The organism is Rhodococcus ruitaii, from assembly GCF_055230935.1.
The window spans coordinates 61,048-85,486 of sequence record NZ_JBUYWC010000023.1 but is presented as its reverse complement, the minus strand read 5'-3'; the positions used below and the strand labels follow the sequence as shown (position 1 = coordinate 85,486).

At 64.0% G+C, this 24,439-nt stretch carries 26 protein-coding genes; 14 read left to right on the top strand and 12 right to left on the bottom strand.

Going from position 1 to position 24,439, the window contains the following annotated elements; translation table 11 throughout:
- From ACZI8W_RS24450 to ACZI8W_RS24420, 7 genes are all read right to left on the bottom strand, one after another.
- Nucleotides 1-322 (bottom strand): hypothetical protein (locus tag ACZI8W_RS24450; protein ID WP_463371114.1); only part of this gene is annotated, 322 nt, incomplete at its 3' end.
- Nucleotides 306-1,586: an aromatic ring-hydroxylating oxygenase subunit alpha gene (locus ACZI8W_RS24445; RefSeq protein WP_463371113.1), complete on the bottom strand. Its 1,281-nt coding sequence runs from the start codon at nt 1,584-1,586 to the stop codon at nt 306-308. The genes ACZI8W_RS24450 and ACZI8W_RS24445, both read right to left, overlap by 17 nt.
- Before the next feature lie 235 nt (nt 1,587-1,821).
- On the bottom strand, nt 1,822-2,010 hold the full coding sequence (locus tag ACZI8W_RS24440) for a ferredoxin (RefSeq protein WP_463371116.1): 189 nt from the start codon (nt 2,008-2,010) through the stop codon (nt 1,822-1,824).
- Nucleotides 2,007-3,302 (bottom strand): cytochrome P450, encoded by a 1,296-nt coding sequence (locus tag ACZI8W_RS24435; protein ID WP_463371115.1) that lies wholly within the window; start codon nt 3,300-3,302, stop codon nt 2,007-2,009. The genes ACZI8W_RS24440 and ACZI8W_RS24435 overlap by 4 nt, the downstream gene beginning before the upstream one ends.
- A 356-nt stretch (nt 3,303-3,658) precedes the next feature.
- On the bottom strand, nt 3,659-3,982 hold the full coding sequence (locus ACZI8W_RS24430) for a hypothetical protein (protein ID WP_463371114.1): 324 nt from the start codon (nt 3,980-3,982) through the stop codon (nt 3,659-3,661).
- Nucleotides 3,966-5,246, bottom strand: a complete 1,281-nt coding sequence (locus ACZI8W_RS24425; RefSeq protein ID WP_463371113.1) for an aromatic ring-hydroxylating oxygenase subunit alpha — start codon at nt 5,244-5,246, stop codon at nt 3,966-3,968. The genes ACZI8W_RS24430 and ACZI8W_RS24425 overlap by 17 nt, the downstream gene beginning before the upstream one ends.
- Nucleotides 5,247-5,250: 4 nt before the next feature.
- Nucleotides 5,251-5,787, bottom strand: a complete 537-nt coding sequence (locus tag ACZI8W_RS24420; protein ID WP_463371112.1) for a carboxymuconolactone decarboxylase family protein — start codon at nt 5,785-5,787, stop codon at nt 5,251-5,253.
- A 306-nt stretch (nt 5,788-6,093) separates the two neighbouring features.
- Here ACZI8W_RS24420 and ACZI8W_RS24415 point away from each other — a divergent pair, with 306 nt between their 5' ends.
- The 6 genes from ACZI8W_RS24415 to ACZI8W_RS24390 all read left to right on the top strand — a co-directional run bounded on the left by ACZI8W_RS24415 (nt 6,094) and on the right by ACZI8W_RS24390 (nt 11,284).
- The gene (locus ACZI8W_RS24415; protein WP_463371111.1) at nt 6,094-6,402 is read left to right on the top strand and encodes a hypothetical protein; all 309 of its coding nucleotides are present in this window, start codon (nt 6,094-6,096) and stop codon (nt 6,400-6,402) included.
- Nucleotides 6,403-6,500: 98 nt separating this feature from the next.
- The gene (locus ACZI8W_RS24410; protein WP_463371125.1) at nt 6,501-7,667 is read left to right on the top strand and encodes an acyl-CoA dehydrogenase family protein; all 1,167 of its coding nucleotides are present in this window, start codon (nt 6,501-6,503) and stop codon (nt 7,665-7,667) included.
- Entirely contained in the window at nt 7,667-8,875 is a 1,209-nt protein-coding gene (locus ACZI8W_RS24405; RefSeq protein WP_463371110.1) for a CaiB/BaiF CoA transferase family protein, read from the top strand. Before ACZI8W_RS24410 ends, ACZI8W_RS24405 begins: the two co-directional genes overlap by 1 nt.
- Nucleotides 8,876-8,926: 51 nt before the next feature.
- A complete protein-coding gene (locus ACZI8W_RS24400; protein WP_463371108.1) occupies nt 8,927-10,075 on the top strand; it encodes a thiolase family protein in 1,149 nt (382 codons plus the stop codon).
- Between the two features lie 97 nt (nt 10,076-10,172).
- Nucleotides 10,173-10,790: a TetR/AcrR family transcriptional regulator gene (locus ACZI8W_RS24395; protein WP_463371107.1), complete on the top strand. Its 618-nt coding sequence runs from the start codon at nt 10,173-10,175 to the stop codon at nt 10,788-10,790.
- Nucleotides 10,791-10,831: 41 nt separating this feature from the next.
- Complete coding sequence (locus ACZI8W_RS24390) at nt 10,832-11,284, top strand: hypothetical protein (RefSeq protein WP_463371106.1); 453 nt, start codon at nt 10,832-10,834, stop codon at nt 11,282-11,284.
- Nucleotides 11,285-11,395: 111 nt separating this feature from the next.
- Here ACZI8W_RS24390 and ACZI8W_RS24385 read toward each other — a convergent pair whose 3' ends face one another.
- Genes ACZI8W_RS24385 through ACZI8W_RS24370 form a run of 4 tightly spaced genes read right to left on the bottom strand, consistent with a single transcriptional unit; the run spans nt 11,396 to nt 15,469 of the window.
- Nucleotides 11,396-12,367: an NADPH:quinone oxidoreductase family protein gene (locus ACZI8W_RS24385; RefSeq protein WP_463371105.1), complete on the bottom strand. Its 972-nt coding sequence runs from the start codon at nt 12,365-12,367 to the stop codon at nt 11,396-11,398.
- Between the two features lie 5 nt (nt 12,368-12,372).
- Complete coding sequence (locus ACZI8W_RS24380; RefSeq protein WP_463371104.1) at nt 12,373-13,152, bottom strand: enoyl-CoA hydratase-related protein; 780 nt, start codon at nt 13,150-13,152, stop codon at nt 12,373-12,375.
- Complete coding sequence (locus ACZI8W_RS24375) at nt 13,149-14,141, bottom strand: phosphotransferase family protein (protein WP_463371124.1); 993 nt, start codon at nt 14,139-14,141, stop codon at nt 13,149-13,151. The genes ACZI8W_RS24380 and ACZI8W_RS24375 overlap by 4 nt, the downstream gene beginning before the upstream one ends.
- 26 nt (nt 14,142-14,167) lie before the next feature.
- On the bottom strand, nt 14,168-15,469 hold the full coding sequence (locus ACZI8W_RS24370) for an acyl-CoA dehydrogenase family protein (protein ID WP_463371103.1): 1,302 nt from the start codon (nt 15,467-15,469) through the stop codon (nt 14,168-14,170).
- A 107-nt stretch (nt 15,470-15,576) separates the two neighbouring features.
- Here ACZI8W_RS24370 and ACZI8W_RS24365 point away from each other — a divergent pair, with 107 nt between their 5' ends.
- Both ACZI8W_RS24365 and ACZI8W_RS24360 read left to right on the top strand, forming a co-directional pair.
- Nucleotides 15,577-16,020: a VOC family protein gene (locus tag ACZI8W_RS24365; RefSeq protein WP_463371102.1), complete on the top strand. Its 444-nt coding sequence runs from the start codon at nt 15,577-15,579 to the stop codon at nt 16,018-16,020.
- Nucleotides 16,021-16,162: 142 nt separating this feature from the next.
- Nucleotides 16,163-16,999: an SDR family oxidoreductase gene (locus ACZI8W_RS24360; protein WP_463371101.1), complete on the top strand. Its 837-nt coding sequence runs from the start codon at nt 16,163-16,165 to the stop codon at nt 16,997-16,999.
- Nucleotides 17,000-17,014: 15 nt separating this feature from the next.
- Here the strand turns inward: ACZI8W_RS24360 and ACZI8W_RS24355 are convergent, their stop codons facing one another.
- Nucleotides 17,015-17,677, bottom strand: a complete 663-nt coding sequence (locus ACZI8W_RS24355; RefSeq protein ID WP_463371100.1) for a TetR/AcrR family transcriptional regulator — start codon at nt 17,675-17,677, stop codon at nt 17,015-17,017.
- A 135-nt stretch (nt 17,678-17,812) separates the two neighbouring features.
- Here ACZI8W_RS24355 and ACZI8W_RS24350 point away from each other — a divergent pair, with 135 nt between their 5' ends.
- The 6 genes from ACZI8W_RS24350 to ACZI8W_RS24325 are packed head-to-tail and all read left to right on the top strand — an operon-like array spanning nt 17,813 to nt 24,421.
- On the top strand, nt 17,813-19,111 hold the full coding sequence (locus ACZI8W_RS24350; RefSeq protein WP_463371099.1) for a hypothetical protein: 1,299 nt from the start codon (nt 17,813-17,815) through the stop codon (nt 19,109-19,111).
- A gap of 6 nt (nt 19,112-19,117) precedes the next feature.
- A complete protein-coding gene (locus ACZI8W_RS24345; protein ID WP_463371098.1) occupies nt 19,118-20,527 on the top strand; it encodes an acyl-CoA reductase in 1,410 nt (469 codons plus the stop codon).
- The gene (locus tag ACZI8W_RS24340; protein WP_463371097.1) at nt 20,520-21,509 is read left to right on the top strand and encodes an aldo/keto reductase; all 990 of its coding nucleotides are present in this window, start codon (nt 20,520-20,522) and stop codon (nt 21,507-21,509) included. The genes ACZI8W_RS24345 and ACZI8W_RS24340 overlap by 8 nt, the downstream gene beginning before the upstream one ends.
- A gap of 34 nt (nt 21,510-21,543) precedes the next feature.
- Nucleotides 21,544-22,962 carry an aldehyde dehydrogenase family protein gene (locus ACZI8W_RS24335; protein ID WP_463371096.1) on the top strand — a complete coding sequence of 473 codons (1,419 nt, stop codon included), beginning with the start codon at nt 21,544-21,546 and terminating at the stop codon, nt 22,960-22,962.
- Between the two features lie 44 nt (nt 22,963-23,006).
- Nucleotides 23,007-23,471 carry a carboxymuconolactone decarboxylase family protein gene (locus ACZI8W_RS24330; protein WP_463371095.1) on the top strand — a complete coding sequence of 155 codons (465 nt, stop codon included), beginning with the start codon at nt 23,007-23,009 and terminating at the stop codon, nt 23,469-23,471.
- Nucleotides 23,468-24,421, top strand: a complete 954-nt coding sequence (locus tag ACZI8W_RS24325; RefSeq protein WP_463371094.1) for an NAD(P)-dependent oxidoreductase — start codon at nt 23,468-23,470, stop codon at nt 24,419-24,421. The genes ACZI8W_RS24330 and ACZI8W_RS24325 overlap by 4 nt, the downstream gene beginning before the upstream one ends.
- Nucleotides 24,422-24,439 lie beyond the last annotated feature (18 nt).

The following is a 24,439-nucleotide window of genomic DNA, read 5'->3' as shown; positions in this document are numbered from 1 at the left end:
ACACCACCGGTTCTTTGGTGATGTCGGCCCAGGCGGCGCCGCTGTCGGGGACGCGGGGTTGTTTCCAGACTTCGACGGGGAAGGAGACCATGACCAGTGATTGCATCAGGTGCATGAGGGTGCGGGCGTCGTCGGGGAGGTCGTCGAGGTCGAACTTGTCGCAGTAGGCGATGGCGTCGTCGATGCGGGGGAAGGCGGCGTTGTAGAACTGCTGCATTTCCGGCATGGTCGAGGCGAGTCGCTTGGCGTAGCGTTCGGGTTCGGTGGCCAGGTCCCAGTCGAGGTAGGGCTCGAGGTCGGCGAAGTCAGTTGGCAGAGGCATCGCGGTGCTCCTTGACGTAGTCTGCGACGGTTTTGTGGAGGTGACGCAGGAGCAGTTCCTGGTCGCAGAGGGGGAAATCGGTCACCGTGCGGGTGCCGATCATCGTTTGGGTGGCTTCGAGGGTGTTGGCGTCCTGGAGGGCGTATTCCTTGAAGGTCACTGCGGCGAGTTCCTGGGCGAGGCGTTCGCGGGCGTTCTTCGGGGGGACGAAGTAGAGGCTGGCCTCGAAGATGTGCTTGTCGACGGCGGTGGGCCAGTAGGTGTAGGTCAGGTACCAGCCCGGTTTCCAGATGAGCAGGGTCATGTTGGGGAAGAACTCGAAGGAGTCCTGGCCCCAGCTGTGGAATCCGGTGGGGTTCAGGGCGGCGGGGAGTTGGTCGTCGGCGAGTCCGTCGATGTCGGGGGTGTCCCAGGGGCCGAACAGTCCCGAGCGCAGGACGCGTTCGATGGGTTTGACCATGTTCAGGTCTTTCGGTGGTGCCATGCCGCCCCAGGAGGAGATCATCGAGTGTGGGGGTTGCAGGTCGTAGTGCAGGGCTTCGTAGCCGTAGCCGGCGAGTTTGTCTGCTTCGTCCTTGACCGCTTGTTTCATGTGCAGGATCGGTGCGTGGTAGAACTCGGCGAAGGCGTCGATGAACAGTTTCCAGTTGGCGCCGATTTCGGCGCGGTAGCTGTAGACCTCGGTCATGTCACCGAAGGGGTAGCCTTCGAGGCCTTTGGCGAAGGTGCCGAGGTAGTCGACCAGGGGGACGGCGCCCGGGTCGAGGTTGATGTAGATGAATCCTTCCCAGGTTTCGCAGCGGACGTCCTTGAGGCCGTAGTCGGCTTTGTCGAGGTCGAAGAATTCTTCTTCCTGCTGGACGAAGGTGAGGTCGCCTTCGAGGCTGTAGCGCCAGGCGTGGTATTTGCAGGTGAATTGTTTGCAGCTGCCGGCGGTTTCTTCGCCGGGGTAGTCGTTCCAGACGAGTTTGTTGCCGCGGTGGCGGCAGACGTTGTGGAAGGCGCGGATCTTGTTGTCGTTGCCTTTGACGATGACCAGGGAGGTGCCGGGTCCGGCGGAGGGGAGTTCTTTGGTGAAGTAGGCCCCGGTGCGGGGGAGTTGTTCGATGCGGCCGACGTAGAGCCAGGTGCGTTTGAAGATGGCTTCGCGTTCGGCTTCGAAGAATTCGGGGTCGATGGAGTCGGTGTAGTCGACCGGGGCGGTGCCGATGTCTGGGTAGTTCTCGGTCCAGCTTCCTGCTGCGGGTTTGGTGAAGTGTGGCAAGGCTCTACCTTTCGTCTGAGAGCACTCTCTTCAATGAGAATGACGCTCTCACTGTTGAAAGCTAGGTTTCCATAGAACTGGACCGACGTCAATTGTCGAGCCCTCGACGGCAGTGGAAAGGCGTCGACAGAGGCCGAAGGCCCAGGTCGGCGCCAAAGACTCGGCCATACGAGAAAAGCGCCCGCCCCCACGGTCGGAACCGTGAGGGCGGGCGAGGTGTTCGATGTGGAGCCGGCTACGAGATCGAGATTGCGCGCTCGGGACAGTTCGCGACGGCTTCGCGGACTTTCTCCTCGTACTCGGCCGGAACCTCGGACACGAGCGTCACGGCGTATCCGCCATCGCTCAGGTCGAAGACCTCCGGGCAGAGTGCGAGGCAGAAGCCGTGGCCACGGCACGCATCGTCGTCGACGTGAACCTTCACTTCGTGTCGCCTTCTGCGGTGGTGTATTCCAGGTTGAGGGTCAGCAGACCGCGAAGGATGAAGGTGGGCAGGTAGTCGAACTTCCGGTCACCCTCCGGTCCGTGCACCTCCTCCGACAACGCGATGTCGGTGGTTCGCTCGAGAAGGCGCTGGATGCCCACGCGGCCCTCGGTACGAGCAAGCGGAGCGCCCGGGCATGCGTGGACACCGCGGCCGAAGGCGATGTGGGTGCGCGCATTGCTGCGCTCGAGGTCGAAGGTCTCCGGGTCGGAGAACTGCCGGGAGTCGCGGTTCGCTGCGCCGTTCAGGAGCATGAGAATGGTGCCGGCCGGAACATCGACACCGCCGACTTCGGTCGGAGTCTTGGAGAGTCGGAAGTCGCCCTTGATCGGGCTCTCCATCCGCAGTGCCTCCTCGATGAAATTCGGGATCTTTTCGGGGTTTTCGCGGAGCGAGTGCTGGATTTCGGGATTCTCGGCGATGATCCGGAGTCCGGAGCTCAGCAGTCGCACCGTGGTCTCCTGCCCGGCGGAGAAGACGTTCGCCGCAATGCGGAGGACATCGTCGACCGGGGGAAGCGTGCCGTCGGGGAACGTGGCGGTTGCGAGTCCCGTCAACACATCGTCCGTGGGGTTGGCGCGACGATCTTCGATGTACTCGCCGAACTTCTTGTAGAGGAACTCGAGCGGGTTCAGCTTCAGCGTCTCGCCCTCGGTGCTGCCGAGTGAGAAGCCGCCTTCCGTCGCCAAATTCAGGCCGGCAATGAACTCCGCGTGGTCGCTCTCCGGAACGCCGAGGAGGTCGGCGATGACGAGCATCGCGAAGGGGCCGGCGAATTCGCTGATGTAGTCACCTTCACCCTTGGCCAGGATGTTGTCGAGGAGCTTGTCGGCCAGGCGGTAGATGAACTCTTCGTTCTCCTTGAGGCGCTTGGGAGTGATCAGGCGCATCAACAGGCCGCGATGATCCGCGTGCTGCGGTGGGTCCATCGTGGGGAGCTGATCGTTCATCGGCAGCGATGGGCGGTGCTCCTCGATCAGATCGGAGATGTCGTCGCTCTCGGCAGGGAGAGGGAAGCCCGAGAACGGACCGGTCACCGAGATGCAGGAGGAGTACGACTTCTCATCGCTGAGGACCTGGATTGCTTCCTCGTATCCGGTCACCATCATGACGTTCATGTGCGGCTCGCGCTTGACGGGGCAGCTCGCGCGCATCGCGTCGTAGTACGGGTTGGGGTCGCCGACGAACTCAGGGTCGGTGAAGAAGTTCTTCGTCTCGATGTCGGTCATCATTTCCTCTCGAGAAGCAAGCTTCGGGCTGTGGCCGAGCGCGGCCCCGGGTCGCAGCGTGTGCCGCGCCGACGCCGAGTCTCATCGCACATCAAATCACGGGCCTCCGATCGTCTCACTCTGGGATGTTTCGTACATATCGGACTTGTGGTTCGAAACAAGTTCGTCGCTCTCCCGGTGTAATTGATCTTGATGTTCCTATCGTCGAATGGGGTACCTCTCGACTGGTGTCACGAGCGACAGGGGGTCGAAATGCAGGCGTGCCCGTGCTCGAACAACGAGTGTCGTTCGAGCACGGGCACGTCGTGTGCGGGTGCAACTGCTATCTCGCAGGTCTCGTCCTTACCGAGCCGATTGCTTTACACCACCGGTTCTTTGGTGATGTCGGCCCAGGCGGCGCCGCTGTCGGGGACGCGGGGTTGTTTCCAGACTTCGACGGGGAAGGAGACCATGACCAGTGATTGCATCAGGTGCATGAGGGTGCGGGCGTCGTCGGGGAGGTCGTCGAGGTCGAACTTGTCGCAGTAGGCGATGGCGTCGTCGATGCGGGGGAAGGCGGCGTTGTAGAACTGCTGCATTTCCGGCATGGTCGAGGCGAGTCGCTTGGCGTAGCGTTCGGGTTCGGTGGCCAGGTCCCAGTCGAGGTAGGGCTCGAGGTCGGCGAAGTCAGTTGGCAGAGGCATCGCGGTGCTCCTTGACGTAGTCTGCGACGGTTTTGTGGAGGTGACGCAGGAGCAGTTCCTGGTCGCAGAGGGGGAAATCGGTCACCGTGCGGGTGCCGATCATCGTTTGGGTGGCTTCGAGGGTGTTGGCGTCCTGGAGGGCGTATTCCTTGAAGGTCACTGCGGCGAGTTCCTGGGCGAGGCGTTCGCGGGCGTTCTTCGGGGGGACGAAGTAGAGGCTGGCCTCGAAGATGTGCTTGTCGACGGCGGTGGGCCAGTAGGTGTAGGTCAGGTACCAGCCCGGTTTCCAGATGAGCAGGGTCATGTTGGGGAAGAACTCGAAGGAGTCCTGGCCCCAGCTGTGGAATCCGGTGGGGTTCAGGGCGGCGGGGAGTTGGTCGTCGGCGAGTCCGTCGATGTCGGGGGTGTCCCAGGGGCCGAACAGTCCCGAGCGCAGGACGCGTTCGATGGGTTTGACCATGTTCAGGTCTTTCGGTGGTGCCATGCCGCCCCAGGAGGAGATCATCGAGTGTGGGGGTTGCAGGTCGTAGTGCAGGGCTTCGTAGCCGTAGCCGGCGAGTTTGTCTGCTTCGTCCTTGACCGCTTGTTTCATGTGCAGGATCGGTGCGTGGTAGAACTCGGCGAAGGCGTCGATGAACAGTTTCCAGTTGGCGCCGATTTCGGCGCGGTAGCTGTAGACCTCGGTCATGTCACCGAAGGGGTAGCCTTCGAGGCCTTTGGCGAAGGTGCCGAGGTAGTCGACCAGGGGGACGGCGCCCGGGTCGAGGTTGATGTAGATGAATCCTTCCCAGGTTTCGCAGCGGACGTCCTTGAGGCCGTAGTCGGCTTTGTCGAGGTCGAAGAATTCTTCTTCCTGCTGGACGAAGGTGAGGTCGCCTTCGAGGCTGTAGCGCCAGGCGTGGTATTTGCAGGTGAATTGTTTGCAGCTGCCGGCGGTTTCTTCGCCGGGGTAGTCGTTCCAGACGAGTTTGTTGCCGCGGTGGCGGCAGACGTTGTGGAAGGCGCGGATCTTGTTGTCGTTGCCTTTGACGATGACCAGGGAGGTGCCGGGTCCGGCGGAGGGGAGTTCTTTGGTGAAGTAGGCCCCGGTGCGGGGGAGTTGTTCGATGCGGCCGACGTAGAGCCAGGTGCGTTTGAAGATGGCTTCGCGTTCGGCTTCGAAGAATTCGGGGTCGATGGAGTCGGTGTAGTCGACCGGGGCGGTGCCGATGTCTGGGTAGTTCTCGGTCCAGCTTCCTGCTGCGGGTTTGGTGAAGTGTGGCAAGGCTCTACCTTTCGCTTTCGAACTCGATGCCGAATGTGTTGTAGGCCATGGCCATCAGGCCGTAACCGCCTACCGTGAAGATCAAATCCATACGTTGCTGCTCGCTGAGCTGCTCTCCGAGTGCGTTCCAGGTCTGCTCGGACAGGGCGGAGTTCTTGTGGAGTTCGTCGACCGCCGCGAGGAGACGGTTCTCGAACTCGTCCTCGGCGGTGCCGGCCAGTGCGGCCTCGATCTCCGGGCGGGTCAGCCCGGCCTCGTGTTCGGCCATCTGGATGTGATGTCCGCGCTCGTAGTCGCAGTCGTACAACTCCGCTACGCGCAGGATGGTCATCTCACGCAGCCGTGGCGACAGTGTCGACCGGAAGAGCAGGTGCACGCTGAATCCGAGGAATGCTTTGGTGAGGTCCGGGTGGCGGACGAGCGTCGCCATGGCAGCGCCTGCGTCTTCTGGATTACGCATGTGCCGGGGCATCAACCCCTTCAATGCGGAATCGACACGCTCGTCCCATTGGTCTGCCGGCAGCGGGGGCACTAAGGCCATGCCGAACTCCTTCTCGCTGAGAATGTCATTCTCGTTTACGAACAGTAGATTCTCACGATCGCTCAAGATAGTCAACATCCGGTTGTAAAGCGCACATAATTGCAGGTCGTGAGGGTTGGTGGGCCGATGGTCGGTGGGGTGCCTTCGTTTCGATTGCGCCGGTCGGTCGGTTGTAGAAGTCGTGCTCCGATGGTCTAATCATATTGATTCTCCTGATGAGAGAAGATAGTTTCCTCAATGTGAGAGCACCTGCGTGATCGTTCATGCTCGACGCGCGCGGACCGCGTGCCGAAAGAGAGGTTTCCCGTGACTGCAGCCCTGCGCCCTGGTGGGCAACTTGCCAGTACCGTCTGCACTACCCGTGTGGTGGTCGTGCGTGCGCCTGCGGAAGGTGTGCAGGAGATCGCCTGCGGCGGAAGTCCGATGGTGGAGGCTCCTCCCGGCAAGCCGGATTCCAAGCCGGACGGCGACCTGGTGACCCTGCTGGGTAAGCGCTACGTCGACGCCGACGGGACGATCGAGGTGCTGTGCACCTCACCCGGAACCGGCGAACTGTCGTACGGTGGCGTCCCGATGACGATCAAGGCAGCCAAGGCATTGCCCGCCTCTGATTGATCGGCTCGATCGCAAACTGAAGATGGGTCGGACGTGCTGCCGCGGCTGCGCAGTTCGCGGCCCCGCAACGACGGCATGAGGTGTCGACTATGAGTGGAATGAGCTTCGCGCTGAGTGAGGATCAGGAACTGATCCGCAGATCCGTTGCCGAGCTGATGAAGAACTTCGACGATCAGTACTGGATGGAGAAGGATCTCGCTCACGAGTTCCCGACGGAGTTCTACAAGATGCTCGCCGACGGCGGCTGGATGGGCATCACGATGCCAGAGGAGTACGGCGGTCACGGTCTCGGTATCACGGAGGCGACGATCCTTCTCGAAGAGATCGCCCGCTCAGGCGGTGCGATGAACGCTGCGAGCGCGATCCACCTCAACATCTTCGGAATGCAGCCCGTCGTCAAACACGGCACAGACGAGATGAAGGCGCGCACGCTGCCCCGCATCGTCAACGGTGATCTGCACGTGTGCTTCGGCGTGACCGAGCCTGGTGCCGGCCTCGATACGTCGCGCATCACGACATTCGCGAAGCGCGACGGCGACCACTACATCGTCAACGGCCGCAAGGTGTGGATTTCGAAAGCCGCCGAGTCGGAGAAGATCCTGCTCCTGACCCGTACCCAGCGTTATGACGAGGTCGAGAAGAAGACCGACGGCATGACGCTCTTCCTGACCGATCTCGACCGCAGCAAGATCGATATCCGTCCGATCCGGAAGATGGGGCGCAACGCGGTCACCTCCAACGAACTGTTCATCGACAACCTCCGGATCCCTGTCGAGGACCGAATCGGTGAAGAGGGGCAGGGGTTCAAGCTACTGCTCGACGGTCTCAATCCTGAGCGCATGCTGATCGCGTCCGAAGCCCTCGGCATCGGCCGTGTCGCGCTCGACAAGGCCGTGAAGTACGGCAACGAACGCGAAGTGTTCGGGCGTCCTATCGGCATGAACCAGGGCATCCAGTTTCCTCTCGCCGATGCGCTTGCACACCTGGATGCGGCCGAACTCGTCCTGCGCAAGGCCACCTGGCTCTACGACAACGGCAAGCCGTGTGGACGCGAGGCCAATACCGCCAAATATCTCTGTGCGGAAGCGGGTTTCGCCGCCGCAGATCGGGCTCTGCAGACGCACGGCGGAATGGGCTATTCCGAGGAATACAACGTTTCGCGATACTTCCGTGAGGCACGGGTGATGCGCATCGCCCCGGTCAGTCAGGAGATGATCCTGAACTATCTGGGATCCCATACCCTCGGACTGCCGAGGAGTTATTGATGGACGCCCCGCTCGCCGGGATTACCGTGGTAACCCTCGAACAAGCGGTCTCCGCGCCGATGTGCACGCGCGTCCTCGCCGACTTCGGTGCGCGGGTGATCAAAGTCGAGAATCCCAAGGGCGGCGATTTCGCTCGTGACTACGACGACGTCGTCAACGGAATGGCCGCGCACTTCGTCTGGGCCAACCGTGGTAAGGAATCGATCGCCCTCGACCTGAAGACCGAGGGCGGTCTCCGGGCGCTCCACATCTTGCTGGCGCGCGCAGATGCACTCGTATCGAACCTTGCGCCCGGAGCCATGGCGCGGCTCGGACTCTCGCCCGAAGATCTGGCCGGGCAATATCCGGACCTGATCGCGGTGGAGATCGACGGATACGGTCCCGACGGGCCACTGTCGCACAAGCGCGCGTACGACCTGCTCGTTCAGGCCGAATCGGGAGCGTGCTCTGTCACCGGTTTCCCAGGGCAGCCGGCGAAGCCGGGACCGCCGGTCGCAGACATCAGTACCGGGCTGTACTCGGCGCTGTCGATCCTCGCGTTGCTGTGCGGACGGGAACGTAACCGGGGTCGCGGCGGGAGACTGTCGAAGGTGTCGGTGAGCCTGTTCGACACGATGGCAGACATCATGGGCTACCCCCTCACGTACACCCGCTACTCGGGTGTCGAACAGCAACCTCTCGGCATGAGTTCACCGGCGGTCGCGCCGTACGGTTCGTATCGCACTGCCGACGACCGGATCGTCGTGCTCGGTACCACCAACGACCGGGAGTGGCAGCGTCTGGCACGCGAGGTCATCCAGCGCGACGATCTCGCCGGCGACGAGCGGTTCGCGACCAACGCGGCACGGTGCGAGCACCGCACCGAACTCGACGAGGCCATCGCCGCGTGGTGTGCACAGCACCCGCTCGCCCACGTGCAGAAGATCGCCGACGAGGCGGGTATCGGCAACTCCCGCTACAACACGCCGCGCGACGTCATCGATCATCCGCACCTGGCCGCCCGTAACCGCTGGCGGACGGTGGGGAGCCCCAACGGACCTGTCGAGGCAATTCTGCCGCCCCCGGTGATCGACGGCTACGAGCCGTCGATGGCGCCGGTACCCGGCCTCGGCGAGCACACGGACGCCATCCTCGCAGACTTCGGTCTCCGCCCCGAGGAGATCGACCGTCTGCGTGAGCAGGGCGCGATCGGGTCGGGGCAGCGATGATCGATATTCGGCAGATGGCCGGCGAACACACTTGGACCGAGGAGAATTCGAATGCGTGAAGTGGTCGTTGCTGCGGCCGTCCGGACCCCGGTGGGCAAGCGCAACGGTGGGCTGGCCGGGGTGCACCCGGCAGACCTGTCGGCGCTCGTACTCGAGGCGCTCGTCGACCGTACCGGCCTCGATCCCCAGATGGTCGACGACGTCGTCTGGGGTTGCGTGTCGCAGGTGGGCGACCAGTCGAGCAACATCGGCCGATACTCGGTGCTCGCCGCCGGATGGCCGGAATCTGTTCCGGGTACCACGATCAACCGGGCGTGCGGGTCGAGTCAGCAGTCGATCGACTTCGCGGCTCAAGCGGTGATGTCGGGTCAGCAGGACGTGGTTGTCGCCGGTGGTGTCGAGGTCATGAGCAGGGTCCCGCTGGGTTCGGCGCGTGCGTCGGGGCAACCGTACGGTCCCCGAGCGCTCGCTCGCTACGACGGGTTCGCGTTCAACCAGGGAATCTCCGCCGAGAAGATCGCCCAGAAGTGGGGATTCTCGCGCACCCGGCTGGATGAATACTCGACGACCTCGCATGAGCGGGCCGCTGCGGCGCAGGATCGCGGGGCATTCGAGGCACAGATCGTGCCTGTGGTCACCGACGAGGACACGATCGACGCCGACGAGGGTATTCGCCGCGGCACCACCGTCGAGAAACTCGCGGGCCTGAAACCGGCCTTTGCTGACGACGGCGTGATCCACGCCGGAAACTCGTCGCAGATCTCCGACGGTGCGGCGGCCCTGTTGATCACCACGCCGGAGAAGGCGCGTGAGCTGGGCCTGACCCCGCTCGTCCGTTATCGGGCGGGTGCGGTGGCGGGCGCAGATCCCGTGCTCATGCTCACCGGTCCGATCCCGGCGACCGAGAAGGTTCTCAGGAAGGCGGGAATCGGCTTGCCGGATGTCGGAGTCTTCGAGGTCAACGAGGCGTTCGCGTCGGTGCCGCTGGCGTGGCTGGCCGAGACGGGAGCTGATCCGGAACTCGTCAATCCCCTCGGCGGGGCGATCTCGCTCGGGCACCCGCTCGGAGGTTCCGGTGCCGTCCTGATGACCCGGATGATTCACCACATGCGCGACAACGGGATTCGGTACGGTCTCCAGACCATGTGCGAAGGCGGCGGAACTGCGAACGCCACCGTCGTCGAGCTCTTCGGTACGTAGAGGACCGCACATTGTGATCCAGCGGGAAAAATTCTCGGCCTGAGACCCTTGTCACATCGAGTAAACCGACCTAATGTGTGTTCAGTAGGTTGGGGACGTGAAGGAGAGGGGCCGGGTGCACAGGGCGTACGACACGCTTCTCGCCAAGGGTGAGGACCGCAGGGAGCTGATTCTCAGCGCAGCTCAGCGGTTGTTGGCGAGGAACGGGTGGCGCAGCACAAGCCTCGCTCAGATTGCACGGGCCGCGGGCATCACTCCCGCGGGTCTGCTGCATCACTTCCAGTCCAAGGACCAATTGCTGCATGCCGTGCTCGACGCGCGGGATGCAGATGATGATGCACGTGCTGATCGTTCGGGAGATCTGATCGAGCAGCTCGGGGGCCTGCACTTGCGTTTCGAGAAGTCCCCTGAGCTGGTCGGGATGTTTGCTGTACTCCTGATCGAGAACCTGGAGCCGGATGCTCCACTGCACGATCGCCTACTCGTTCGACACCGGGCCGCGATCGACACGATCGAAGCGGGGATCCGGCGTGGTCAGCACGCCGGTAGGTATCGGATGGATGTGAACCCAGCCGTCAAAGCGGTGGAAATCGTCGCTTTCCTCAACGGAATGGAAACCTCATGGCTGCTCGATCGTTCGCTCCCGATAGCCGAGATATTCGAGGACTTCACACAGTCGCTCGAGCAACAGCTCATGCCCACCAGCACAGTCTGAGACATCGCGTCGTCATCGTCGCGCCGCACGTCGTCGACACCGTGCGGAACGCCGGAGGCTGGCTGTACGACCAGGTACTCGCGGGATGGGAGGTCACCGTCCTGACCCGAGCACAACAAGACATCCGCCCCCTCGAAATCCTCGGGGCCCGAGTCGTCGATCTCGACTCGGCCTTGGCTACCGACAATCAGATGATTCCCGAAGTGCTGGCGGTATCGGCCGATTTCTACTCATCCGACGAGCGCATCCGCGCCGGCCTGAACCGGCTCCTCGCGCAAGAAGCGACGAAGTTCAGTATGTGGGGCGATGAGATCCCAGCAGATATCGATGCCAGGTTCTCGCCGTCGGAACACTGCATGAGCCGGGCCGCGCAGGTGTTCAAGCGGCACGCGCTCGTCGCAGCGTCAGTCCGTGAGCCCATGATCGCGCCCATCGAATCCTTCCGGACGTCGGGATTCACGGCATCGCAGTCGGGGCACCTCGCATCGGTTTGACATGACCTGGCCGTACGATGAAAACAGGTTTCGACAGCCGAGAAGCACAAACGTCCCGGCTCTCCGATGAGTGTCGGGACGTCGTGTCCGATCGGTCAGAACTTCTGTTGGTCAGGACTTCTGGAGATCGATGACCACCTTGCCGATGGCTCGCCCGTCGCCGACGAGACGTAGGGCATCGACGGTGTCGTCGAGTGAGTACACGGTACCGACATGCGGCACGACGCGCCCTGAGACGAGGAGCTCGATCAATTCCTCTTCGCCTTGCCGGTATTCGTCAGGATCCAGATCCTGGAACTGGAATCCCTGAATTCGAATGCCCTTCACCAGAACGAGATTGAGTGGTATCCGAGGGATGGTCCCGGATGCGTAGCCGACGGTCACGAAACGTCCACCGCGGCGCAGCGACCGAAGTGCCGGTTCGGACAGGTCGCCGCCGACGGGATCGACGACGACGTCTGCGCCGTCGGGAGCGCCATCCTTCAGCAGGGCACGCAGATCACCCGACCGATGGTCGACGAGATGCCGCGCACCGTACGATGCCGCAACTTCGAGCTTGTCGGTCGACGACGCCACCGCAATGACGGAAGCGCCGAGTGCCACCCCGAGCTGGACTGCCGCGAGACCGACGCCACCGCCCGCGCCGAGCACGAGAAGCGATTCGCCCGGCTGGAGCCGAGCCACCGACCGGAGCGTGTGATACGCCGTCCGGTGAGCCACACCGAACGCGGCAGCGGTGCGGTAGTCAACACCGTCGGGTATCCGCTTCAGCGACGCGGCCTTTGCTGCGATCTCCTCCGCGAAGGCGCCGACTATACCGGTGCCGCTCACCCGATCGCCGACGGTGAGGTCGCCGACGTCGCCGGCGACCTCCTCCACGACCCCTGCGAACTCGCTACCGGGTACGAACGGTGGGGGCACACTGATCTGGTATCTGTCAGCGACCACCAGGACATCGGGGAAATTGACCGCGGCAGCACCGACCCGGATCCGCACCTGTCCCGGTTCCAGAGTGGGAGAGGGGCGTTCGCTGATGAGGACCACCTCGGGTTCCCCGTACTCGGAGCAGATCGCTGCGCGCATGCCCGCTACCGCCCTTGCCAGACCGGTGCGCGCTTTTCGATGAACGCGGCGGCACCTTCCTTGGCGTCGTCGCTGGAGAAGACGACACTCTGCCAATGCCCGAGACGTTCGTCCGCACGCGCGGGATCCATCTGTGCGAGACGGACGAGTTCCTTGACCGCGGCGAGGCCCAGTGGGGCATTCGCGGCGATGCGTTCGGCGAATGCGAGCGCAGCCGACTGTACGTCGTCCGGTTCGACGACCTGGTTGATCAGGCCGAGTTCATATCCACGCTGCGCGCTGATCAGGTCACCGGTCAGCGTCAGCTCCATGGCGACGGCCCGAGGGATCCGCGTCCCGATGTTCGTTCCGCCGCCGGCGGGGAACAGACCCCGCTTCACCTCGGGGAGACCGAACTTCGCGGCCGAGGAGGCGATGATGAGGTCGCATCCGAGGAGGAGTTCGAGCCCGCCGCCGATCGCAGTGCCGTTGGCTGCGCCGATCACTGGAATGTCGGTCTCGCCCTTGGCCAGCCGCGCGTAGGCGACGCCGGGGCCGGAGTCCAGACCGATCTCCTCACCGCCGGCGAATGCCCTCAAGTCCATGCCCGAGCAGAACGCGCGGTCGCCCGTGCCGGTGAGGACGATTGCGCGGATCTCGGGATCGGCCTCGGCGTTTTCGATCGCCGCGCCGATTCCGTTGATCACGGTAGCGGTGAGTGCGTTGCGAGCCTCGGGCCGGTTCAGGCGCAGAAGGAGAACCGCGCCGTGCTGTTCTTGTACGAGTCCGTCCACCTGTTCGCTCATCCCTGGTAGTCCGTCGACTCGGCGAGGTCGGCGGCCGACTTCATGAGGTTGGTGATGACCGGTCCGTACGACCGCAGCTTCACGTCGTCGCCCGCGCGCTGGAATCCCTGCTCGAGGACGATGGCGAGCTTCCACTTGGCGAGGACGAGATAGTAGTCGATGTCGTCGACCTGGCGGCCGGAGACCTCAGAGTAGTGGGCGAGCATCTGCGACCGGTTCGGCATACCGCTCAGGTCGACGTAGCTGACTGCGCTTTCTCCGGGAGCATCCATGTCCTCGGGCCAGTTCATGAGCATCCAGCCGAGGTCGAGCTTCGGATCACCGACGGTGCCCATCTCCCAGTCGACGAGGGCTGCGAGCTTCGCGGGTCCACCGTGTTCGTACATCACGTTCGCGAACTGGTAGTCGCCGTGCATCAGGCCGGGGAGGTAGTCGAGCGGGCGGTGATTCTGCAGCCACTTGGTGGCGACATCCATGCCCTCGATCTCGCGGGCCTTGATCCGCTCGAAGAACCGGGTCCAACGATCGACCTGCCGATCGTGGAAGCCGTCCGGCCGTCCGAGGCCCTCGAGTCCCTGTGCCTTCCAATCGACCTTCGACAGCAGACCGATGCCCTCTGCGAGCTGATAGGCGAGACCAGCCCGTGCCTTGGGGTCGTCGTCGAACGGAGCGGGCCAGCCGTCCCGGTGGTCCATCGGGGACCAGCCGTCGACGAATCCCATGAGGTAGAAGGCGCGGCCGAGCACCGAGGTGTCCTCGCACGCGGCGATCGCGGCGGTGTGGGGAACGTCGGTGCCGCTGAGGCCCTGGATGATCCGCCATTCGCGCATGATTCCGGTGTCGCGGTCGGCGGGTGCGCCCGCGGGAGGGATCCGGAGGACGCTGGTGAAGTCGTCGCGGACCAGCTTGTAGATCTCGTTCTGCGTGCCGCCGGAAAGGTAGGTGGCTTCGAGCGGGGCGCCCTTACCGGGCAGTCTGCGCTCGTCCATCCATTCGGCGAGTCGTGTCGTGTCGATCACAGGTTCCCCACTTCCAGCTCGAGGTATTCGGCGTACTTGGCACGGGCTTCGTCCTGCTTGCGCGGAATCCACTCCGAGGGCCACAGGTCATCGGTGGCGGTGTAGTCGCGGAGGACCTGCTTGGCGACGGTCGTCTTGTGGACCTCGGTCGGGCCGTCGGCCAGGCCCATCACGGCTGCGCCGTGGATCATCCGGAAGAACGGCATCTCGTTGGTGACGCCGAGCGCTCCGTGTACCTGCATAGCGCGCCAGGCGATGTCGTGGAGCACGGTCGGCATGATGATCTTCGCCGTCGCGATGTCCTTGCGGAGTTTCTTGTAGTCGTTGTACTTGTCGATCTTCCACGCGGTCTGCAGCACGAACAGTCGGAACTGTGTCAGCTGCGCGTAGGAATCGGCGATGTAGCCCTGGACGGTCTGCTTGTCGGCGAGGCGGCTACCGGCGGTTTCGCGACTCAGCGCGCGCTCGCACATCGTGTCGAGGGCCTTCTGGGCGAGGCCGATCGTGCGCATCGCGTGGTGGATGCGGCCGCCGCCGAGCCGGGTCTGCGCGACGGCGAACGCCTGTCCTTCGCCACCGAGGAGCGCGTCGGCGGACACCCGCACGTTCTCGTAGTGGATGAGCGCGTGGCTGCCGCCGTTCATCGGCTCGCCGTACAGACCGACGTTACGCACGATGTCGATGCCCGGGGTGTCGGCGGGCACGAGGAACATCGACATGCCCTTGTGTACCGGCACCTCGGTGTCGGTCACGGCCATCACGATCAGGAACGAGGCCGTCTTGGCGTTGGAGGAGAAGTACTTCCACCCGTTGATGACCCAGTCGTCGCCATCCTTGACCGCTCGGGTGCGGAACTGCGCCACATCGGCACCGCCCTGTGGTTCGGTCATCGAGTAGGTGGAGAACAATTCGCCGTCGAGCAACGGCTGCAGGTACTTCTTCTTCTGCTCGGGAGTGCCATAGTGCGCAATGATCTCCGCGTTGCCGGTATCGGGTGCCTGGCATCCGAAGACTATCGGTGCCCACGACGAGCGCCCGAGAATCTCGTTGAGCAGTGCGAGCTTCAGTTGTCCGTAGCCCTGCCCGCCCAGTTCCGGGCCGAGGTGTGTGGCCCACAGGCCCTGTTCACGAACCCGCTGCTTGAGCGGATCGATGGCCTTACGCCGCAGGCCGTCGAGGGGTACGAACTGTTCGTGCTCCCACACCAGGTCCAGGGGCTCGACCTCGTCGCGTACGAAGGCGTCGGCCCAGTTCAGCTTCTCCTGGTATTCGGGGTCGGTTTCGAAGTCCCACGCCATTGCCGGGCTCCTCTCTGATCGAAAGAATCTCGATTACGCATTTTCAGAATGCTATTCTTACACGACTGGAGACGGTGTTGAACAGTCAGCTACGAAAGGCGCCGAGTTTGAAAGCCGAAGATCTTTTCCACCTGGGTGTGGTCACCGACGACATGGCCGCCACGAAGGCCGAATACACGCAACTGTTCGGATACGAATGGGGGCCGGACGTCGGAGGCGACGTGTCGGTGTCGCTCCCCACCGGGGACAGCGCCGTCAACCTCCGGTGCGCGTACTCGATCACCGAACCGCGCATCGAGATTGTCGAGAGCAACTCCTATCCCCTGTGGGCGGCGGTGCCCGGTATCCACCACCTCGGGTACTGGTCCGACGATGTGGACGCGGACCGCGACGAATTCGCCCGCGAGGGCTTCGTGACCGAAGCGACCCGGCAGGCGCCGGACGGCAGCCTCTTCTTCGCATTCGTCCGCAGCCGGTCGGGGCTCCTCATCGAGCTGGTGACGCGGACGGCGGCACCCGGAATGTCACAGTGCTGGGCGACGCCGCAGTAGGAGTTCGCAATTCGCCGGTTCGCGCCTGCGGCGCATCCGAGCGAATGTACCCCTCGATCGATTGAAGGAGACGAAGGATTCATTCGCTCGGAACCGGGAGAGGTTTCACGCAACGCAAGGTAACGAAGCGAGAAGGGGAGATATGGGAAACGTAGGAATCGTGACCGGCGGCGGGCGAGGGATGGGCTACTCGTGCGCCGAGCGACTCGTGGGCACGGTGGACACACTGCTGCTCGTCGACATCGACCACACCTCCGCGAAGAAGGCGGCAGCGCAGTTGTCATCGGATCGGACGGCGGTCGAGCCGTTCGTCGCCGATGTCGGTGACGCCGAGGCACTCGACCGGCTGGCCGACCGCGTGGCCGAACTCGGCACGCTGCGCTCCGTCGCTCATGCTGCGGGAATCTCGCCGACGATGGCCGATTGGCGGAAGATCGTGTCGGTCGATCTCGTCGGCACCGCGCTGCTGGCGGAAGCACTGCGTCCACTCGCGACCGCCGGCACCGCAATGGTCTACTTCGCCTCCATGGCGCCGTTGATCGGCCGGATGGATGCGGGCCCGGAACTGGGTGCGGTCCTGGATGATCCGCTCGACGGGCAGTTCCTCGACAAGCTCTACGGGATCGCCGGTGACTCGATCGAGCAACCGGGTATCGCCTACTCGTGGGCGAAGTACGGGGTGCAGCGATTCGCGCGCGCGGAAGCTGTCCGCCTCGGTGCGGCCGGGGCGCGGGCCAACTCCGTGTCGCCGGGGCTGATCGACACTCCGCAGGGGCGTCAGGAGGCGGCGAGCAATCCGCGTATCGCCGACATGCAGCGCGCGACGCCGCTCGGACGCCTCGGGCAGGCCGACGAACTTGCAACGGTCGTGGCGTTCCTGCTGTCGGATGACGCGAGCTTCGTCAACGGCATCGACATCCTGGTCGACGGCGGTGTCGTGGCAGCGATCGACGCGCAACGTGCGACGTCTGCGATGTAGGCATCCGGCCGAGTGTCAGTCGGCCTCAGGGCGCAGGCTGCGCAGGAACAGAGCGACCGTTGCGCGGATGTGCTCGTCGAGATTTCCACGGATGATCCCGAACGACGCGAGGCGCGCAGGTGCGCCGGCGGCCATCCCGAGAAACAGTTCGGCGAGGGTATCCGGGTCTTCGGCGACGATGGCGCCGGTGACCGCATGCTGGCGGAGGAGCTCGGCGACCTGTTTCGTACGCGGCCAGTGCCCCGAACCGAGTGCCTTGCGGGCGATGTCGGGGTAGCGGGAGGCATAGGCGACCGCGACCTGCTGAAGTTTGATCATCGACGGATCGAGGGCGCGTCGGACGGCGGTGTCGGCGATCGCGGTCAGGGCCTTCTCGAGGTCGTCGAAATCAGGTAGTTCGGGTTCGGGCCAGGGCCAATCGCTGCGCGACATGGCCCACCCGAGTACCGACCGGAAGACGTCCTCCTTGGTGGGGAAGCGTGCGTACAGAGACGGTTTCGTCGTTCCTGCTGCGGCGGCGATGGCGTTCATCGTCGTGCCCTCGTAACCGTTTTCGAGGAACAATCGAAGTGCGGACTCGCGAACGGCTTCGTCGAGCTTGCCCGCTTCCTCCCTGGTCGGTCGGCCGCCACGGCGCCGACCGACACTGTCGTGTGGCACATCGTTCACCGGTCTCATAGGTGACGAGTGTGCCAAACAAAATTGCCTCTGGACATAAAACTTTCCTAATGAGTATGGTTATCCGTATTCTCTAACTATACCCGCAAGTCTAGTTATCTCGGATCTCCCGAAACTCAACGGCCGGAGGGCACAGTGACAGAAGCGACGATGCAGAAAGACGTCATCGGGACGCTGAACGCGTACTTCCAGGAACGGCGGGAACAGGTACCCGTTCTGACTCAGCGTGCGAACGATCAGGGCATCACCGACATCCGTTCCCGCGAGGACATCGTTCCTCTGCTCTTCCCCCACACCACCTACAAGAGCTACCCGGAATCGCTGATCGCCAAGGGTAAGTGGGAGCAGATGAACCGGTGGCTCGGTTCCCTTTCCACCCGCCGCCTCGACGACGTCGATGTTTCCGGTGTCACCGATGTCGACGGCTGGATCGCCGCCTTGGAAAAGGCTGGCCACATGGTGTCGAGCTCGAGTGGAACGAGTGGAAAGGGCTCGTTCCTCAACAAGTCCTACCGCGACTTCGAGGTCAACAAACGGAACCTGCTCGACTGCTTCGACTCGCTCGGGATGCCACCCGAACCGGCATGGCACGTCGTCCCCGTCGGACCCGACACCGGACAGACCCAGCACGCAGCCGTGCGCGATCTCATCATCAACTCGTTCTCGAAGTCCGATGCGCTCCCGCTGTTCGACGGCCCCGCACCGGAGGGGTTCCATCGCTACCTGTCCCGGTTGTCGGCGATGCGTCGCGCCATGGCCGACGGCACCGCCGCCCCCGGCGACATCGCGTCGTTCGAGGCGGAAGCTGCCGAACGTGCAGCGCTGCAGGAGCAGAAACTGAACCACTACGCCGACCAGATTCTCGCGCGTCGCGACGAGAACATTCTGTTCAGCTCGCAGTTCCCGCAGCTGTACCGCCTCGTCGAAGTCCTCCGCGAGCGCGGCGTCAAGGACGGCGACATCACCGGCATCAACGGTTTGACCAGCGGCGGCGGACTCAAGGGCACGAACCTGCCCGACGACTACCAGGAACAGATCTACCGAATGCTGGGCATCGCTCCAGAACGTTTCCTCCACTACTACTCCATGCAGGAACTCAACAACCGCATGTTCAAGTGCCCCGAGGAGGGCCGCTACCACGTGCCGGACGCGATTGTGCTCCTGGTCCTGAACAAGGACGGCGACGCGCTCGCCGAGAGGTCGGGCACCGTGGTCGAGGGACGGGCCGCGTTCGTCGACACCACCGTCGACGGTCGCTGGGGCGGCACGATCTCCGGCGACAAGATCACCGTCGATCTCAGCCGGTGCCCATGCGGGCGTGACGGAGAGACCGTGATGCCGAACATCGTGCGGTACTCCGATCTCGGCGACGACGACAAGATCACCTGTGCCGGAACCATGGACGCATATGTCCGCGGACTCGTGGGGGAGTAGAACGCAATGACTGCAACTGCACCCGCCTCCGCGCGCACCAAGATCCGGGTCCCGCACTTCGTCCGCGGCACGCTCGTCTGGGGCGAGGACAACGAGTACCACTCCCGCGATTTCGGCGTCCCATTCGTCACGCCCAAGATCGAATACAACGAGTTGTTCGTTCCGCGGACCGAGCCTGGACCGGCGTTCGACGTGCCGATCTCGGAGATCATCGACTTCCTCGTCGAGACCGCCGGGCAACTCACCTTGGAGAAGAACCCCTACCTCCAGGAATCGCTCGAAATGACATTGCAGGTCAGCGCGCTGCCCCGGCGGATCATCGAGAACACTTTCCAGCGGCCGGGCCAGTTCCTGACCAGAAAGGCGCTCGAGTACCGGCTCGAACGCACCTTCGGCAGCATCGACGTTCTGGACGGATGGGTCGAGAACACCGACCCCAACGGCAGTGTCAGCAAGATCCGCGCCTTTCCACCGCGACTCGTCCACATGCTCGCCGGGAACTCGCCGAGTGCGGCCATGACGTCGATCGCCGACGCGGCACTTCTCAAGGCCGTGAACGTGTTCAAGATGCCGTCGGCCGACCCGTTCACCACCGTTGCCGTGCTGCGGACGATGGCCGACATCGCACCCGATCACCCCGTGCTGAAGTCGATCTCCGCGGTCTACTGGCGTGGCGGCGACGAGTCGGTCGAAGGTGTGCTCTACCGCTCGCAGTACTTCGACAAGCTGGTGGCGTGGGGCGGTGGCGCCGCGATCGAGAACGCCGCGAAGTACGCGGGTCCGGGATTCGGCCTGATCTCGTTCGATCCGAAGGTCTCGATGGCGATCGTCGGACGCGAGGCGTTCGAATCGGAGGAGACGCTGCGGGAGGTGGCCGAACTCGCGGCGGCCGACGCGACGATCTTCAACCAGGATGCCTGCCTCGCAGCGCGACACATCTGTGTCGAGGGTGACGTCGAACAGGTCGACCGCTTCTGCGGTCTTCTGCACGAGCGTCTCGGCGTCGACCGCGATTTCGCGTCCGCGGTGGGTCCGAAGCCCGACTCCGAGATCCGCGAGGCCGTCGACGGCATGCGGTACCTCGAACCCGACTACCGGGTGTGGGGCACGTTCGACGGTTCCGGACTCGTGGTCCGCTCTCCCGAGATGGTCGACTTCCACCCCAATTTCAAGACCGTCAACGTCCTTCCCATCGCGCACCTGCGCGACGCCGCATCCTACGCGACGGTGGCAACCCAGACGGTCGGCGTCTACCCGACCCACCGCAAGGCCGAGGTCCGTGATCACCTCGCCACCGCGGGTGTTCAGCGGATCGTCAAACTCGGCGGCGCACTGCGCGGCAGTATGGGCGGCCCACACGACGGCATGTACCCGCTGCACCGCATGGTGAACTGGGTGGTGGACGACGATGCCTGAACGGGGTGGGATGCCGATGAGGGTACTCGGACGCTCCGGTATCAGGGTCAGCGAGTTGTGCCTCGGCACGATGACCTTCGGAACCGAATGGGGTTTCGGCACCGACGAATCGACCAGCCGGAAGATCTACGAAACCTATCGGGAAGCCGGCGGCAACTACGTCGACACCGCGAACAACTACACGAACGGGTCCAGCGAGGAGATCCTCGGGCGGCTCGTCGCGCCGGAACGCGACTCGGTCGTCGTGAGCACCAAATACACCTTCCCCACCGACTCCGCCGACCCCAACACGGGCGGGAATCATCGCAAGAGCCTGCGCCGCAGCGTCGAGACGAGTCTTCGCCGGCTCGGCACCGACTACATCGACCTGTTGTGGGTCCACGCGTGGGATCAGTGCACGCCGGTGGACGAGACCCTGAGGGCGCTCGACGACCTGGTGCGGTCGGGTACGGTGCTCGCGATCGGGGTGTCGAACACCCCGGCCTGGGTCGTATCGCAGTCCGTCGCCATCGCCGAGCTGCGCGGATGGAGCTCGTTCTGCGCGATGCAGGTGGAGTATGCGCTTACGGCACGCACTGCCGAACGCGACCTCCTGCCGATGGCGCGCGCACTGGGTATCGACGTCTCCGCATGGAGTCCGCTCGGGCGCGGCACCCTCGCTCGCCCGATGTCCGAGGATGCCTTCGCGAAACTACCCGCGCCCGTGCAACGCATCCTCGCGGTAACCCGGGAGGTCGCCGGTGAACTCGGTGTGTCACCCGCGCGGGTCGCGCTCGCATGGGTACGCAGGCAAGGGCTTATGCTGTCGATCGGTGCACGCACCGTCGACCAGATCAACGACAATCTGGCGGCATTGGACGTCGAGCTCGACGACTCTCACCTGTCGAGCCTCGACGAGGCATCGAAGATCCGGCTCGGCTATCCGCACGATTTCCTGCACGAGCGCCGGGCGATGTTCACACCGGACGCACTTCGGGTCTGAACCCGGAAGCCCGCGACTGAGGAAGGAATACACGATGGAGACCCTCGAACACTGGATCGACGGAGCCGCCGCCCCACCCCACACCGGGGGCTATCTTCCGGTGACCGATCCCGCAACCGGTCGCACGGTGCGGCAGATCGCAGACGGCGATCGCACCGACATCGATTCCGCCGTCGTTGCTGCGTCGAGGGCGACATCGGAGTGGTTGACGATCCCGGCCCTGGCGCGTGGGCGTCTGATCACCGACCTGGGCCGGGCTATTCGTGCGAACAAGTCCGAATTGGCCGCGCTCGAGGTGAGTGAGACGGGTAAGCCGCTCGCCGTCGCGCAGGGCGAAATCGAGAACTCCGCGGTGTATTTCGAGTTCTACGGTGGGCTGGTCGGGATGCCCGTCGGGGAGACCCTCGACGTGGCACCCGATCAGCATGTGTTCACCAAACGCGAGCCGTACGGCGTCATCGGCGTCATCACGCCGTGGAATGTGCCGCTCAACCAGGCGTCGCGGGCCTGCGCGCCCGCGCTCGCCGCAGGCAACACAGTGGTGCTGAAGCCGTCCGAGAACACCTCTGCGACCAGTGTGCGACTCGCGGAACTCGCCACGGAGGTCGGGATTCCCGATGGCGTGGTCAACATCGTGCTCGGAAACGGACGCGATGCGGGCGCTGCCCTTGCTCAGCACCCCGAGGTCGCGAAGGTCGCGTTCACCGGATCGGTGCCGACCGGTCGCGCTGTGGCGGGGATCGCTGCGGAACGGATAATTCCGGTGACCCTGGAACTCGGCGGCAAGTCGGCGAACATCGTCTTCGCCGATGCAGATCTCGATGCCGCTGTTGCCGGGGCGCTCGCGGCGTTCACCGGGAACGCGGGGCAGGTGTGCTCCGCCGGGACACGGCTGCTCGTGCACCGCGAGGTGCACGACGAAGTGGTGCGCCGACTGGTCGACGCGGTCGCCACGATTCAAGTGGGACGCGACATGGGCCCGATCATCACTCGCGAACAGTTCGGACGTGTCCAGGAGTACTTCGAGATCGCCGAATCGGAAGGTGCCCGTGCCGAGATCGGAGGCGGCATCTCGCCGCTCGCCGAAGAAACCGGCGGGTACTACATCGACCCCACCGTGTACACCGGAGTGGACAACTCGATGCGCATTGCGCGCGAAGAGATCTTCGGCCCCGTCGTCGTGGTGATCCCGTTCGATACCGACGATGACGCGGTCGCGATCGCAGACGACTCGGAGTACGGTTTGATCGCCGGTGTGTGGACCAGGGACGTATCCCGGGCGCTCGCGGTGAGCGACCGCCTGCGCACCGGCCAGGTTTTCGTCAACACGTGGTCGACGGCATCGGTGCAGACGCCGTTCGGTGGGTGGAAGAACAGTGGCTACGGGCGCGAGAAGGGCGTCGAAGCGCTGCACCACTACGGGCAGGTCAAGTGTGTCACCGTCAAGCTCTGACCACGCACGCGGGTGCTGACGCTCATTCTCGGAAGGAACTTTTCATGACCCAGGACGCAGTGACGACCCAGAAATCAGAGGTGAGCGGAGTGTCCGTCGGCGACGCGCACCACGCACTCTTCGATGCCGGACTCACCGTCCGCAGGGAAGTGCTCGGCGATGCGTACGTCGATGCCGCCCTCGAACGCAACGCAGGTTCGGACGGAGAATCCCTGCAGGAGTACGTCAGCGAGTTCGTCTGGGGCGGCGTATGGACACGCGACGGTCTCGAACGCCGCGACCGTTCCCTGTCGACGATCAGCATTCTCATCGCGCTCGGCCACCTTCAGGAGTTGGCGACGCATGTGCGCGCGGGGCTCGGCAACGGACTGACCCGCGAGGAAATCACCGAGACCGTCGTCCACGCGACCGCGTATGTGGGGTGTCCCGCGGGTATTTCGGCGATGCGGGTCGTCCAGGAAGTGCTGGTCGCTGAACTCGGTCCACTCGCTTCCGGAGGCAACGCATGACCGCCGACCCGGAGACCTCAACGATCAAGATCGTGCCGCTGCCAGGTAAGACGGTCGGCCACATCGGGCTCGGCGCGATGGGCCGGCCCATCGCGGAGAATTTCGTTGCGAGCGGGCAGTCCACGGTGGTGTTCGACGCCGATACGACCTCCCTGGAGTCCTTTCTCGACGACCACACCGGTGTCCGCGGTGCAGCGAGTCTCGCCGACTTCGCGGACTGCGAGGTCGTGGTCCTGGTGCTCCCGACGAGCGACATCGTGGACAGCGTCGTCCTCTCGGATGACGGCCTGCTGAAGCACCTTCGGCCCGGTAGCACGATCATCGACATGGGATCGAGTATCCCCACACGCACACAGGCACTCGAGGCAGCGGCGGCAGAGAAGGGCATCGCGGTTGTCGATGCCCCGGTCAGTGGAGGGGTCGCGCGTGCCCGGCAGGCCGCGCTCGCCGTGATGGTCGGCGGAGACGCGGCCACGGTCGATTCGGTGGTTCCCCTGCTGAAGGCGACCGGCAACGACATCATCCATGTCGGTCCGGTCGGCTCCGGACACGCCGCGAAGGCCCTCAACAATCTGATGGCCGCGAACAATGTGCTCATCGCGGCGGAAGCACTGCTCGTCGGTCGCAAGTTCGGGATCGATCCGGCGACGCTGCTGGGCGTGCTCAACGCGAGCAGCGGACGAAACCAGGCAACCGAGACGAAGTTCGAGAAGTTCGTGTTGTCGCGGTCGTTCGACTCCGGATTCGCTGCGCGCCTGATGCGCAAGGACATCGGGATCGCACTCGACCTCGCACACGATCAAGACATCTCACCGCTCCTCGGGGAGGCAGTGGGACGGTTGTGGAACGCGGCGGTCGACGAACTCGACCCGGCAGCAGATCAGACGGATGTGGTGAGGTACTTGGAGGAACTCCACCACGTGTCGTTGGAAGATCCGGCAGGTCACTGAGATGAAGAAGACCCTCGC